At 56.0% G+C, this 14,054-nt stretch carries 11 protein-coding genes; all 11 read left to right on the top strand.

Annotated features, from left to right (window positions below; genetic code table 11):
* The first annotated feature begins 1 nt into the window (after position 1).
* On the top strand, positions 2–439 hold the full coding sequence (gene mraZ / locus NI000_RS18030; RefSeq protein WP_010491914.1) for a division/cell wall cluster transcriptional repressor MraZ: 438 nt from the start codon (positions 2–4) through the stop codon (positions 437–439).
* Between the two features lie 35 nt (positions 440–474).
* Positions 475–1,431, top strand: coding sequence for a 16S rRNA (cytosine(1402)-N(4))-methyltransferase RsmH (rsmH, locus tag NI000_RS18035; RefSeq protein WP_253412861.1), 957 nt, complete (start codon positions 475–477; stop codon positions 1,429–1,431).
* 13 nt (positions 1,432–1,444) lie between these two features.
* Entirely contained in the window at positions 1,445–1,894 is a 450-nt protein-coding gene (gene ftsL / locus NI000_RS18040; protein ID WP_253412862.1) for a cell division protein FtsL, read from the top strand.
* Between the two features lie 29 nt (positions 1,895–1,923).
* A complete protein-coding gene (locus tag NI000_RS18045) occupies positions 1,924–4,326 on the top strand; it encodes a penicillin-binding transpeptidase domain-containing protein (protein ID WP_253412863.1) in 2,403 nt (800 codons plus the stop codon).
* A 74-nt stretch (positions 4,327–4,400) separates the two neighbouring features.
* Positions 4,401–6,341: a stage V sporulation protein D gene (locus NI000_RS18050; protein WP_253412864.1), complete on the top strand. Its 1,941-nt coding sequence runs from the start codon at positions 4,401–4,403 to the stop codon at positions 6,339–6,341.
* Between the two features lie 118 nt (positions 6,342–6,459).
* Positions 6,460–7,953 (top strand): UDP-N-acetylmuramoyl-L-alanyl-D-glutamate--2,6-diaminopimelate ligase, encoded by a 1,494-nt coding sequence (locus NI000_RS18055; protein WP_253412865.1) that lies wholly within the window; start codon positions 6,460–6,462, stop codon positions 7,951–7,953.
* On the top strand, positions 7,950–9,359 hold the full coding sequence (locus NI000_RS18060) for a UDP-N-acetylmuramoyl-tripeptide--D-alanyl-D-alanine ligase (protein ID WP_253412866.1): 1,410 nt from the start codon (positions 7,950–7,952) through the stop codon (positions 9,357–9,359). The genes NI000_RS18055 and NI000_RS18060 overlap by 4 nt, the downstream gene beginning before the upstream one ends.
* Before the next feature lie 4 nt (positions 9,360–9,363).
* Positions 9,364–10,326, top strand: coding sequence for a phospho-N-acetylmuramoyl-pentapeptide-transferase (gene mraY / locus NI000_RS18065; protein ID WP_253412867.1), 963 nt, complete (start codon positions 9,364–9,366; stop codon positions 10,324–10,326).
* A 2-nt stretch (positions 10,327–10,328) separates the two neighbouring features.
* The gene (gene murD / locus NI000_RS18070) at positions 10,329–11,750 is read left to right on the top strand and encodes a UDP-N-acetylmuramoyl-L-alanine--D-glutamate ligase (RefSeq protein ID WP_253412868.1); all 1,422 of its coding nucleotides are present in this window, start codon (positions 10,329–10,331) and stop codon (positions 11,748–11,750) included.
* Positions 11,751–11,839: 89 nt separating this feature from the next.
* Complete coding sequence (gene spoVE, locus NI000_RS18075; protein ID WP_253412869.1) at positions 11,840–12,937, top strand: stage V sporulation protein E; 1,098 nt, start codon at positions 11,840–11,842, stop codon at positions 12,935–12,937.
* Positions 12,938–12,946: 9 nt separating this feature from the next.
* On the top strand, positions 12,947–14,020 hold the full coding sequence (locus NI000_RS18080; RefSeq protein WP_253412870.1) for an undecaprenyldiphospho-muramoylpentapeptide beta-N-acetylglucosaminyltransferase: 1,074 nt from the start codon (positions 12,947–12,949) through the stop codon (positions 14,018–14,020).
* Positions 14,021–14,054 lie beyond the last annotated feature (34 nt).

The following is a 14,054-nucleotide window of genomic DNA, read 5'->3' on the forward strand; positions in this document are numbered from 1 at the left end:
GGTGTTCATGGGGGAGTATCAACATACTGTTGACGAAAAAGGCCGGATGATCGTGCCGGCCAAATTTCGCGAAGCCCTGGGAACATCATTCATCGTCACTCGCGGTCTGGACCAATGTTTATTCGTTTATCCCATGAACGAGTGGGCGGTGCTGGAGCAGAAGCTCAAAGCGCTGCCGCTCATGAAGTCTGACGCTCGCGCCTTTACCCGGTTCTTTTTCTCCGGCGCCACCGAATGCGAGCTGGACAAGCAGGGCAGGGTCAACCTGCCGAACAATCTGATCGAGCACGCCAAGCTGGAGAAAGATTGTGTCGTTATCGGCGTTTCCAATCGGGTGGAGATTTGGAGCAAGTCGATCTGGGAAAACTACTTCCAGCAATCGGAGGAATCGTTTGCCGAAATTGCGGAGAAACTGGTCGATTTTAACTTTGATCTATAACCCCCGGGAAAAGCCGGCGTAGGAGGAGCAGCAGGATGTTTCATCATGTGACTGTACTTAAGCAAGAAGCAGTGGAAGGATTACATATAAAATCGGACGGCGTCTATGTCGATTGTACGCTTGGCGGAGCAGGACACAGCTACGAGATCGCTTCGCGACTCGGGCCGGAGGGCCTGCTTATCGCCTTCGATCAAGACGATGCGGCGCTAGCCAATGCCAGGGAACGGCTCGCTCCGGTCATGGACCGGGTGCAACTGATCCGCAGCAACTTTCGCCATTTGGAGCGGGAGCTTGCCCAAGTGCCGCGCGCTTTGCGAGACGGACGTCCGCAGGTGGACGGGATTTTGTTCGACTTGGGCGTGTCGTCTCCGCAGCTCGACGAGGCTGACCGCGGCTTCAGCTACAATCATGACGCCGAACTGGACATGCGCATGGATCGGACGGCTCCGCTGACGGCGAAAGACATCGTCAACGATTGGCCGGAGCAGGAGATTGCGCAAATTTTGTTCGAGTATGGGGAAGAAAAGTTCTCGCGCCGTATCGCGGCGACAATAGCGGCCGCTCGCGCCAAGGCTCCGATCGAAACGACGGGACAACTCGTCGACTTGATCAAGGAATCGATACCCGCAGCGGCGAGGCGTACCGGACCGCATCCGGCCAAGCGCAGCTTTCAAGCGCTGCGGATCGCCGTGAACGACGAACTCGGCGCCTTCGAGGACGCGCTGGAGCAAACCATCCGTTGTCTGGCTCCGGGAGGCCGGGCTGCGGTCATTACCTTTCATTCGCTCGAAGACCGGATATGTAAACAAACGTTTTCCAAATATGTGGCCAAGTGCACGTGCCCGCCCGACTTTCCGATGTGCGTGTGCGGATCTGCCGGTATCGTTAAATTGGTGAACCGCAAGCCGATCGAAGCCGGGGCGGAAGAGCTCGAAGCGAATCCGCGCGCGCGCTCGGCCAAGCTGAGAATCGCGGAAAAACTGACGAACTGAGGGGGAAAGCATCTTGCCGGCTTATATTCAAGGGAATTTAGCAGTTGAACAGCGGACCGAGAACAAAGTCAAAGTCAAGGAAACGAAAAAGATCGTATACCGGAACAAAACGTTGCCGGTACAAGAAAAGCTGCTCTATTTGTTTACGGTTGCCGTCTGCGTCGTCGTTGCGGGTGTCATCATTTGGCGTTATGCGCAAATTTACGAGATGAGCTCCAGCATTCAAACCATTGAGAAGAAAATCGCCAACCTGGAAGCGGAGAACAGCATTCTTAAACAAAAGGTCGATGCGCTCTCCGATCATCAGCGTCTTGAGGAAGAAGCCCGTAGCCGCGGCTATAGCGTAGCGGATCCGAATCAGACGAAGCCCCAGGGATCAACCAAGTCTTCGGGACAAAGCGTTGCTTCCAAAACGCCTCCGGCTGGTGGAGCCGCATCCAAAAAAACAAAGGATCAACCCTGATCTGTCCGTTGGAATAGGGAGGATATACGATGACAAAAAAGGTAAAATTGCGTTCGTTAATCATCGGGGGGGGATTCACCCTCCTTTTTGTTGTCCTGATCACCCGCATCTATTGGGTGCAAGTCGTCGATGGCGCCAGACTGGTCACGGAGGTTAAAGACAATCAATGGTCGAAAGAGAAGGCCATTCAGCCGGTCCGCGGCAGTATTTTTGACCGGTACGGCAAGGTGCTTGCGGAAGATTCCCCGGCGTTCACCCTGGCCTTGGTTCCCAAGACGATTAAAGACAATAATAATCAGGAAGAAATTGTAAAAGGTTTGGCGAGTATTTTGGCGGGCTCCGGCGATCCCGCGATCATCCCGGCGCTGGAAGACAAAATCCGCAAGCGCTTGGAAACCAAGCGGGAATGGACGCTGAAGGACCAGATTGAAATCCGCAACGAAGGCTGGAAGATCGACACGGAGACGGCCGATAAAATCAATAAATTCGTGCAAGATTTGCAGTCGAAACTTCCCAAAAAGAACACGCCGGTAGGTATTGTGCTTGTACCCGAAATCAAGAGGTTTTATCCGGCAGGCCAGTTGGCCGCCCATCTGATCGGTTACAGCAATAAGGAAGGCAAGCCGGTGATGGGGATCGAAGCCCAGCTCGACAACTATTTGAAAGGCGTTCCGGGCTTTCTGAACTATGAAAAAGACCGCTACGGCGTTGAGCTGACGGGTTCGAAAAGCCGGTACCAGCCTGCAGTGAACGGCAGCAACGTACAGTTGACCATCGATAAAAACATTCAATTTTACATCGAGAGTGCGCTGCAGAAGACGTATGACAAATGGCATCCGAAAAGTCTTACCGCGATTGCGGTCGATCCGAAAACAATGGAAATTCTTGGGCTTGCGAACATGCCGACGTTTAATCCGAATAAATACGGTGAAACGAAAAACCAATCGGATTTCATCAATCATGCCGTAGCCTCGCAATATGAACCGGGCTCGACGTTCAAGATTGTTGCCCTGGCGGCAGCGGTACAGGAAGGCGTATTTTTTCCGGAAGACAAATATCAGTCCGGCAAAATTATCGTAGCGGACCGCGAGCTGCACGACCACAACGTCGTCGGTTGGGGCAGAATTTCGTACCTTGAGGGTCTGAAACGTTCAAGTAACGTAGCGTTCGTGAAGCTTGGTCTCGAGAAGCTTGGGCCGGACAAGCTGCGGCAGTATATCGATAATTTTGGATTCGGCGCCAAGACGGGCGTCGATATCCCCGGTGAAGTTGCGGGCCGAGTCAAAATGCAGTATGCGCCGGAGTACGCAACGGCGACCTACGGTCAAGGGTTAACCAGCACCATGATCCAGCAAACAGCGGCTTACGCTGCGATTGCAAACGGCGGCAAGCTGATGTGGCCGCATGTCATCAAGCAGATCACGAACCCGGACACGGGGGAAGTCATCGAGAAGTACGACCCGAAGGTTATCCGCGAGGTCGTAACGCCGGAGACGGCAAAACAGGTTGGCGAATATTTAGAGCAGGTCGTGTCGGACCAGGAGAAAGGAACGGGACGCAAGGCATATATCGAGGGCTACCGGGTAGCAGGCAAGACAGGTACCGCAAACTTCGTGCTGCCGGGTCAAGTCAAATATGCTGATGGACGATGGATGGTTTCCTTCATCGGCTACGCGCCTCTGGAGGACCCGCAGATATTAGTAGCCATTATGGCAGACGATCCCGATCTCGGCGGCAACTATCATTTGGGGAGCGATGTAACCGCACCTGCTTTTAAAGAAATCGTATCGCAATCGCTGCGGTCTATGGGAATTGCGCCGAGCACCACCGTGCAGCAAACCTCCCAGCCGACGGAAAAAGCGCCGCAGGGCAAGATGCCGGATCTGACCGATCAGTCGTTGGACGAGGCCAAAGCGGCCATGAACAAGTTCGGCATTTCCGTCGAGCCGATCGGTCAAGGGCCGAAGGTCATCTCCCAATCTCCGCTGCCAGGTACCGAAATCGGCGGGGCGCAGCGAATGTATGTACTGATGCAGGAGGGCGAGGATGTTCCGGTGCCTAACTTGTCCGGGAAATCGCTTCGCGATGCCTTGGAGGTATGCTCTTTCCTTAAGGTTCGCTGCCAGTCGACCGGCGAAGGGTATGTGTCGGATCAGGCGCTGGAAGGCTCCGGCGATTCGCGGGTGCTCACTTTGCAGTTGAAATCGTATAAGGATCTGCAGGAAACTGCGGTAGCCGGCAAGACGGACAAGTCCGACAAGTCGGATAAATCCGATAAATCGGGCAAATCCGATAAAACGACGAAGGCGGATTCGTCCTCGGCCAAGACAACGGGCGACAGCGGAAAGTCAACCGCCGGCAAGAAGAATACCGACTCCGTTAAGCAAACTGCCGACGGCGGGTCCAAAAAAACGGCATCGGCGCAGCCATAGCTTGTTCTAACCCCTGGTTGTCCTGAATAGGGATGATATGAAACGATTCTCTTTCAGGAAGGGGAAGAGCGGGCATGAGGGCATCGAACGTAACGGTTCGCCGTCGGTTGTTCGCCGCGCTGATTGTCGGAACGGCTATTTTTCTGGCCTTGGCGGTGCGGCTCGCGTACGTGCAAATCTGGCTCGGACCGGAACTGTCGGATAAAGCGGAAGATTCATGGCGCCGCGACATTCCCGTCACGGCCAAGCGGGGGGAAATCCTGGACCGGAACGGGGCGCAGCTCGCTTACAACATAAGTTCGCCTACGGTGATGGCCATTCCGGCGCAAATTCAAGATCCTTTGGCAACGGCGGCCAAGCTGGCGGCGGCGCTGGATGCAAGCCAAGAGACGATTTACAAGCAGCTGACGACGAGAGCGTCCAGCGCCTATATCAAGCCGGCCGGCCGCAAAATCACGCAGGAAAAAGCCAAGGAAATCCGCGATATGAAGCTTCCCGGCATCGTTGTGACCGAGGATAATAAGCGATACTATCCGTTCGGGAGTTTGGCTGCGCATGTGCTCGGCTTTACCGGGATTGATAATCAAGGATTGACGGGCATAGAATTGAAGTATAACCGAACATTGACGGGCATAGGGGGCAGTATCTCGTATTTGGCCGACGCCGCAGGCAAGTCGATGCCCGGATCGACCGACGAGTACAAGAAGCCGCTCGACGGCCTGAACCTTCAACTGACGATCGACAGTAACATTCAAGCCATCATGGAACGCGAGCTGGATCAGGCGATGCTGAAATACCAGCCGAACCATGTCATCGCGATTGCCATGGACCCGAATAACGGAGAGATTTTGGCGATGGGGTCGAGGCCGGGCTACGAGCCGGGTAACTATAAGGCGTATCCGGTGGAGAACTACAACCGGAATTTGCCGATTTGGATGACCTACGAACCGGGCTCCACCTTCAAGATTATTACGCTTGCAGCAGCACTAGAGGAGAAAAAGGTTAGCTTGGCGGAAGGTTTTTTCGATCCGGGAGCGATTGAGGTGGCGGGCGCTCGGCTGCGGTGTTGGAAGCGAGGCGGGCATGGCAGCGAAACGTTTCTGCAGGTGGTGGAAAATTCCTGCAACCCGGGCTTCGTGGTGATGGGCCAAAGGCTTGGCAAAGAGAAGCTTTTCGAGTATATTAATAACTTCGGGTTCGGTAAAAAAACGGGGATCGATCTCGGCGGCGAAGAAAACGGAATTATGTTCAAGCCGTCGCGGGTCGGTCCGGTTGAACTGGCCACCACATCGTTCGGGCAAGGGGTCTCCGTCACGCCGATTCAGCAAATTACGGCCGTAGCCGCAGCCGTGAACGGCGGCAAGCTTTTTAAGCCTCATGTGGCGAAGGCTTGGTATAACCCGGATACCGGAGCGCTGGTCGAGGAGATAAAGCCGGAGCTTGTGCGCGAGGTGATCTCCGAAGCGACTTCCAAGCAGGTACGTGAGACGCTGGAGAGCGTCGTGGCGAACGGAACCGGGCGCAATGCGTTCATTGACGGCTATCGGGTAGGAGGAAAGACGGGGACGGCGCAAAAGGTCGTGAACGGACGCTATTCCGCGAGTGAGCACATCGTCTCCTTCATCGGATTTGCTCCGGCCGACGATCCGAAAGTCGTCGTATACGCCGCGGTTGACAATCCCCAGGGCATCCAGTTCGGCGGATTGGTCGCAGCTCCGCTCGTCAAGGGAATTATGGAGGACACGCTTCGTTATATGAAGGTTCCGCCGCGCAAAGATCAAATGGACCGCAAATACGTGTACGGCGATACGAAAATCGTGGAAGTGCCGAATCTGGTAGGCATGAGTATCACGGATATTTACGAGAACATGAATATGAATTTTCAACTGGCGAAATCCGGCACAGGCGCTACTGTGATCAGCCAGGTGCCGAAAGCCGGGACCCGGGTGGAACAAGGCACGACGATTCGGATTTATTTGTCCGATGCGAGCCCGCCGGGAAGCGGGAAACCGTAGGCGCAGTGAAGGCTGACGCATCGATGAAAGTACGGTAACATTTGGGGAAATGGGCTTTTCAGCACGCATTTTTTTGTCCATAATGATACCATGTGCAAAAAACGGAGGGGGACACAACATGCAACTGAAGGAGCTGGCAGCCCAGCTTGCCGTCAGCCGGATAATCGGTGACGGCGATACCCATATTCACGGTCTCGCGGCCGATTCCCGCAAGGTCCGGCCCGGAGATTTGTTTTTCTGCGTACCCGGCCTGAAGACGGACGGTCACGACTATGCCGGGCGGGCGGTTGCGCAGGGAGCTGCGGCTTTGGTTGCGGAACGGGAGATTGAAGCGGACGTCCCCGTGCTGCTGGTGAAACAGGTGCGTTACGCGATGGCGGCATTAGCCTGCCATTTCTACGGATATCCTAGCCGGGAGCTGAAACTCATCGGTGTGACGGGAACGAACGGCAAAACGACGACAACCTATTTATTGGAAAAAATATTATCGGACCAAGGTTTTCAAACCGGATTAATGGGGAATATCCATGTGAAAATCGGTGCTGTCCGTCATCCGAACGAAAAGAACAATACGCAAGAGGCGATTGAGCTTCAGCGTATTTTGCGCGATATGGCCGATGCGGGAACCGATTACTGCATCATGGAAGTTTCTTCGCACGGCCTCGATATGGGGCGGGTGAACGGCTGCCGGTTCCGTACCGGCCTGTTTACGAACTTAACGCAGGATCACTTGGATTACCACGGGACGATGGAGCGTTACCGGGAGGCCAAGGGGCTGTTGTTCTCCAGGCTCGGGAACGAATTCGCGCCGGCTGCCGATCAGCGCCAATATGCGGTGCTGAACGGAGACGATCCGGCCTCTGACTACTTTGCCAAGCATACGCCGGCACAGACGATCGTATACGGCATAGACAATCCGGCTGCCGACGTGAGGGCGGAGAATATTGAAATAACCGCCAAAGGCACCAAGTTCCGCTGCGTCACCTACCGCGGAACGGCCGAGGTGAAGATGCGGCTGGTCGGCCGGTTCAACGTGTACAACGCGCTCGGCGCCATCGCCGCAGCACTGGCGGAAGGGCTCGAGCTGGAGCGGATTATCGCCAGCCTCGGCAGCATGGCTTCCGTCGAAGGGCGGATGGAGATTGTGGATGCGGGGCAAGAGTCTCTTGTGCTGGTCGATTATGCCCATACACCGGACGGCCTGGAGAACGCGCTCTCGACGATCCGGCAGTTTGCGGAAGGCAAAGTATATTGCGTATTCGGCTGCGGCGGGGATCGCGACCGCGCCAAACGCCCGCTGATGGGAGGCGTGGCCGTTAAATATAGCGACTACATCTTCGTTACTTCCGACAATCCGCGCACCGAAGATCCGGAAAGCATCCTACGGGATATCGAACCGGGGCTTGTCGAAGCCGGCTGGGACAAAGAGCGTTACGAGCTGATCGCCGACCGCAGACAGGCCATTCAAAAAGCGATTGCCCGGGCAACCTCTAAGGATGTAGTATTGATTGCGGGAAAAGGGCACGAAACGTATCAAGATATCCAAGGCGTCAAGCATCCGTTTGACGACCGGCTGGTAGCGGAAAACGCGATAAGGAGACGGTTGCAGTGATCAGACGTACGTTGGCCGAGATTGCCGTCATGGCCGGAGGAGCTTTGGCGCAAGGAACGCCCGGCGATGCCATGATTCACGGCGTTTCGAAGGATACGCGCACTCTCGCGGAAGGCAGCTTGTATGTGCCGCTGATCGGAGAGTCGTTCGACGGGCATGAGTTTGCCGATGCCGCTTTCGAACGGGGCGCTGCCGCAGCGCTGTGGCAGACGGACCGTCACAACCCGCCGCAGGGCAAGCCGCTGATTCTCGTGGACGATACGCTGTCGGCGCTGCAGCGTCTGGCCCAAGCCTATCGCCGTCAGCTGAAGGTACGCGTTGTCGGCATCACCGGCAGCAATGGCAAAACGACGACAAAGGATATGACGGGAGCCGTGCTGGCCACGGCATTCCGTGTGCATAAAACGGCAGGGAACTATAACAATCACATCGGTCTTCCGCTCACCTTGCTGGAGCTGGATGAGGATACCGAGATCGCCGTCCTTGAGATGGGCATGAGCGGGCGGGGTGAGATCGAGCTGCTGTCCCGGCTCGCCGAGCCGGAGCTAGCCGTCATCACGAATATCGGAGATGCGCATCTGCTGCAGCTCGGCTCACGCACCGAAATCGCTCGAGCCAAAACGGAAATTTTGGCAGGACTTCTGCCCGGCGGCGCACTGATCTATCATGGGGATGAGCCTCTGATAGAGGAGGTTCTGCCGGAGTTGGCCCGGCCCGGACGAATGAAGGCGAACGGCTATGCCAAAGTCCGCTTCGGAGCGGACGCGTCCAACGATCTGTACCCTCTGGAAATGAAGCTTGATGCAAAAGGAACGCACTTTGTAGTTAACACCGATCCGGAAGTTCCTTTCTATATTCCGCTGCTCGGGGGACATAATGTGATCAACGCGTTGGCGGCGATTGCCGTCGGGAAGTATTTCGGGCTGGATGCGGCGCGGATGGCTGAGGGCTTGCAATCGCTGGTCGTTACCGGAATGCGGATCGAAGTGTCGCAGGCGCCTTCCGGATTGACTGTGTGGAATGACGCCTACAACGCTTCTCCGACTTCGATGAGGGCCGCGCTTTCGCTTCTGCACGAGGCGACGGGCTATAGCCGCAAATTCGCGGTGCTCGGCGATATGCTCGAGCTCGGTCCCGAAGAGGCGGAATTTCACCGGGATATCGGCCGTTTCATCAATCCCGACGCGGTTGAGGCGGTATATCTTTACGGCCCGCTTACCCGGCATATCGCCGAGGGGGCGAGGGAGCGGTTTCCGGCGGAGCGCGTCCGGCATTTTGAAGATAAAGAGGAGCTGGCCCGTGCGCTCGGTCAGGCTGCCGCAGCGCGCGACGTCGTGCTGATCAAAGGCTCGCGCGGTATGCGGATGGAGCAGGTGGCATCGTTTTTAATGCAATTGGGGGGATAGTCCGGTGGATTTTCAAATTGTCATGATCACGCTCGGCGTGGCCTTTTTGCTTGCGGTCATTATGGGACCTTTATGCATTCCGCTTCTTCGCAGACTCAAATTCGGGCAGCAGATTCGTACCGAAGGGCCGCAAGCGCATCTGAAGAAAGCGGGCACGCCAACGATGGGCGGGATCATCATCATGCTGGCGCTGGCGCTCGCCGTGCTGCGTTTCGGAGAAAAAAACATCGAGACGCTTATTCTCATTATCGCATCGCTTGGATACGGCTTTATCGGATTTTTGGACGATTATATTAAAATTTTGTTCAAGCGCTCGCTCGGCTTGACGGCCAGACAAAAGCTGTTCGGGCAACTCGCCGTCTCGCTCATCGTATGTATCCTGCTGGTGCAGACCGGACATAACACGGACATCCGGATCCCTTATATCGGTTTTTCGTTTGATATCGGCTGGTTGTACTTCCCGTTCGTCGCTTTCCTGATGCTAGGCACGTCCAATGCGGTGAACTTTACGGACGGTCTGGACGGTTTGCTGGCCGGAACAAGCGCGATCGCGTTCGGCGCTTATGCGATCATTGCTTTGAATAACTCGCAGCCAAATCTCGCGATCTTCTGTGCCGCGATGGTCGGCGCCGTGCTCGGATTTCTGGTATTCAACGCTCACCCCGCCAAAGTGTTCATGGGGGATACCGGTTCGCTCGGCATCGGCGGAGGATTGGCGGCCGTGGCGATTTTGACCAAAGCGGAAATTTTGCTTGCGCTGATCGGCGGCGTGTTCGTGGTCGAAATGTTATCGGTCATCATTCAAGTCGTCTCCTTCAAGACGAGGGGGAAACGGGTGTTCAAAATGAGCCCGATTCACCATCATTTCGAATTGACAGGCTGGTCGGAGTGGCGCGTGGTCATTTCGTTCTGGACGGCGGGGCTGATTTTGGCCGGTATTGGACTTTATATTAACGAGGTGTTGTAGGCATGGACCATCCCGCTCAGTACCGCGGCCGTCAGGTCGTCATCCTAGGTCTTGCGCGCAGCGGCGTTGCAGTCGCCAAATTGTTTCACGAGAACGGCGCGGTCGTCGCCGTCAACGATAAGAAAGAACGCCATTTATGCCCTGAGGCCGCCGAGTTGGAGGCTCTGGGTATTTCTGTTGTTTGCGGGAGCCATCCCGAAGGGCTTATACACGAGAGCATTGCGCTCGTCGTGAAAAATCCCGGCATTCCTTACACGATCGAACCTGTAAAGCGGGCGGCCGAGCTGGGAATCGAAGTGGTGACCGAGGTCGAAGTCGCCTATCATATTTGCAAGGCGCCGATGATCGCCATAACCGGCTCCAACGGCAAGACGACCACGACGACGTGGACCGGTCTTATGCTCGAAGCCGGCGGATTAAAGCCGATCGTCGCCGGTAACATCGGACGTGCCTTGACGGAAGCCGCTTTGGAAGCCGAAGCGGACAACCGGATGGTGGTCGAGCTGAGCAGCTTTCAGCTCAAAGGAACGCGTGCGTTCCGTCCGGCCGTAGGGGCGCTGCTAAACGTGTACGAGACGCATCTCGATTATCACGGGACGATGGACGATTACGTCGTCTCCAAGACGAAGCTGTTTGCGAACCAAACGGAAGCGGACACGGCCGTGCTAAACTGGGACAACCCGGTCTGCCGCCAAACGACTGACTCGATTCGTTCCTCGGTGCTGCCTTTTTCCGTACGCGAGGAGCTGTCTTACGGATTGTTCGTGCAGCCTCCGCTTGCCGCCGGGGATGAAGACACGGTACATACGATCGTTTACCGCGATAAAGACGGGCAAACGCACCGTATCCTGCCGGTACGGGAGCTCGGAATACCGGGCAGCCACAATGTGGAAAATGCGCTGGCAGCCAGCGCCATGGCCGTCGCTTCCGGAGTGAAGCTGGAAACGATCGCCCGGGTGCTGAAGGAGTTCCGCGGTGTGGAGCACCGGCTTGAATATGTGGCGCAGAAGGGCGACGTGCTCTTTTATAACGATTCCAAAGCGACGAATCCTACGGCAACGATCAAAACGATTGAATCGTTCAAGCAGGACATTGTTTTGATTGCGGGGGGGCTTGATCGCGGATCGGATTACATGGAATTGCTGCCCGCGTTCCAGAGCCGGGTGAAAGGCCTCGTCGCCTTCGGAGAGACAAAGGAAAAAATCGTCCGTGTGGCGCGCCTTGCAGGCATGAGCCGGATAGAAACCGTCGATACTGCTGCTAAGGGTGCACAGGAAACCGTGGAGGAAGCGGTAAGGCAGGCGCAGGCGCTGGCGAAACCCGGCGATGTGGTGCTGCTCTCGCCCGCCTGCGCAAGTTGGGACATGTTTTCTTCTTACGAGGAGAGGGGAAGCATGTTTAAGGAGTCCGTGCATAACCTGTAAAAGGGGGGAACAAGCCCTGTCAGCCGACAGGACTGATCCAACGTGAGAGGTCCCTTCCCAGATTACCGAGAGGTAGAGGTGTGGGCGGTATGGTGAAAGCACGTTCGACTCCGGATTGGATGATGTTGGGCTCCACGCTGCTGCTGCTTGCCGTAGGCGTGGTTATGGTGTACAGCGCCAGCGCGGTGCTTGCGTTTCGCGAGTTCGGCGACTCGCTGTACTATTTGAAACGTCAAGCGCTATTTGCGGCGCTCGGTATCGCAGCGATGATTTTTACGATGAACACCGATTATTGGATCTGGAAAAAATATGCCAAAGTCATTTTGATTGCCTGCTTCATCCTGCTGGTCGCGGTGCTTATTCCGGGCATCGGGGTCGTTCGCGGAGGAGCGCGCAGCTGGCTCGGGATCGGTTCGTTCGGGATTCAGCCGTCCGAATTTATGAAAATGGGCATGATTGTGTTTTTGTCCAAATGGTTGTCCGAGCAGCAGAGTTCCATTACGCATTTTTCCCGGGGGCTGCTGCCGCCGCTTGGCCTCGTCGGCCTCGCTTTCGGAATCATCATGCTGCAGCCCGATCTGGGAACGGGGGCCGTGCTGGTCGGCGCCTCATTGCTGATCATCTACACGACGGGAGCCCGGCTGCTGCATTTATCGTATCTCGGGCTGGTCGGTATTCTCGGGTTTGTCGGCTTGATTATTGCGGCGCCCTATCGGCTGCAGCGGATTACCGCTTTTCTCGACCCGTGGCAGGACCCGCTTGGCGCGGGTTATCAAGCGATTCAATCGCTTTACGCGATTGGTCCCGGGGGGCTGGTCGGCCTCGGTCTGGGCATGAGCCGGCAAAAGTACAGTTATTTGCCCGAGCCGCAGACGGACTTTATCTTTTCCATCATTGCAGAGGAGCTCGGCTTTATAGGCGGTTCCTTTGTACTGCTGCTGTTCACCCTGTTGGTCTGGCGGGGGCTGCGTACGGCAATTACCGCGCCGGATACGTTCGGCAGTCTGCTTGCGACGGGCATCGTCGGCATGATCGCCGTGCAGGTCATCATCAACATCGGCGTCGTGATCGGCATGTTTCCCGTCACCGGCATAACTTTGCCGCTAATCAGCGCCGGCGGCTCTTCGCTAACGTTGATGCTGACCTCGATCGGCGTGCTATTGAACATTTCCCGTTATTCGAGGTGACCTTCCTTTATGAAAAAAATCGTCTTCACCGGCGGCGGTACGGCCGGTCATGTGACGCCGAATTTGGCGGTTATGGCCAGCCTGCGCAAGCTCGGCTGGGACATGGAATATATCGGTTCCAAGGATGGAATCGAGAGAGAAATTATCGAGCACGAAGGAGTTCCGTTTCATCATATCGCTTCGGGCAAGCTGAGGCGTTACTTTGACGCCAAAAATTTTAAAGACCCGTTCAAAGTGCTGCAAGGCATCGGCCAGGCTTACCGGCTGCTGGGGAAAATTAAGCCCCATATCGTATTTTCCAAGGGCGGCTTCGTTACCGTGCCGGTTATCGTTGCCAGTAAACTGAGGGGAATTCCCGTCATTTCGCACGAGTCCGACTATACCCCGGGCCTCGCCAACAAAATTACGATGCCCCTCGTTTCCCGTATTTGCGTGACTTTTCCCGAAACGTTGAAGTATGTCCGCAGAGACAAAGCGGAGCGCACCGGTCTTCCGATCCGCGAGCAGATCTTGGAGGGGAAGGCGTCCCGCGGACTGCAAATGAACGATTTTCATTCTCAAAAGCCGGTCCTGTTGATTATGGGCGGCAGCCTTGGCGCCCAGCGGATCAACCAAACGGTTCGCGAATCGTTAGAGGCGCTGCTGGAGGGGTTTCAGGTCATTCATATTTGCGGGAAAGGAAATACCGATCCCTCCTTCGACCGAATCCGGGGCTACCGGCAGTATGCGTACGTAAAGGACGAGCTGCCCGATCTGCTCGCCTGCGCCGATCTGGTCGTCTCGCGGGCAGGCTCCACCTCCATCTTCGAATTTCTTGCGCTGCGCAAGCCGATGCTGCTCATCCCTTTGACCCGTCAGGCGAGCCGCGGAGACCAGATTCTTAACGCGGAATCGTTCCGGGGCATGGGCTACGGCAAAGTATTGTTCGAAGAGGAGCTGAATCCGGAGTCGCTGATCTCCGGTCTTCGCGGCCTGTCTGCGGAGCAGGATGAAATTCGGCAGCGGATGGAATTGAATCCGTATGGCAACGGCACCGATCACATCGTGAAGCTGATTGAAACCCATTGCTTGCCTCGCGCCTAGTGAATTTCGCACTAGGCGATTGTCACACTCTGAT

It is taken from the genome of Paenibacillus tyrphae (assembly GCF_024158745.1).
Lineage (GTDB): Bacteria > Bacillota > Bacilli > Paenibacillales > NBRC-103111 > Paenibacillus_G > Paenibacillus_G tyrfis_A.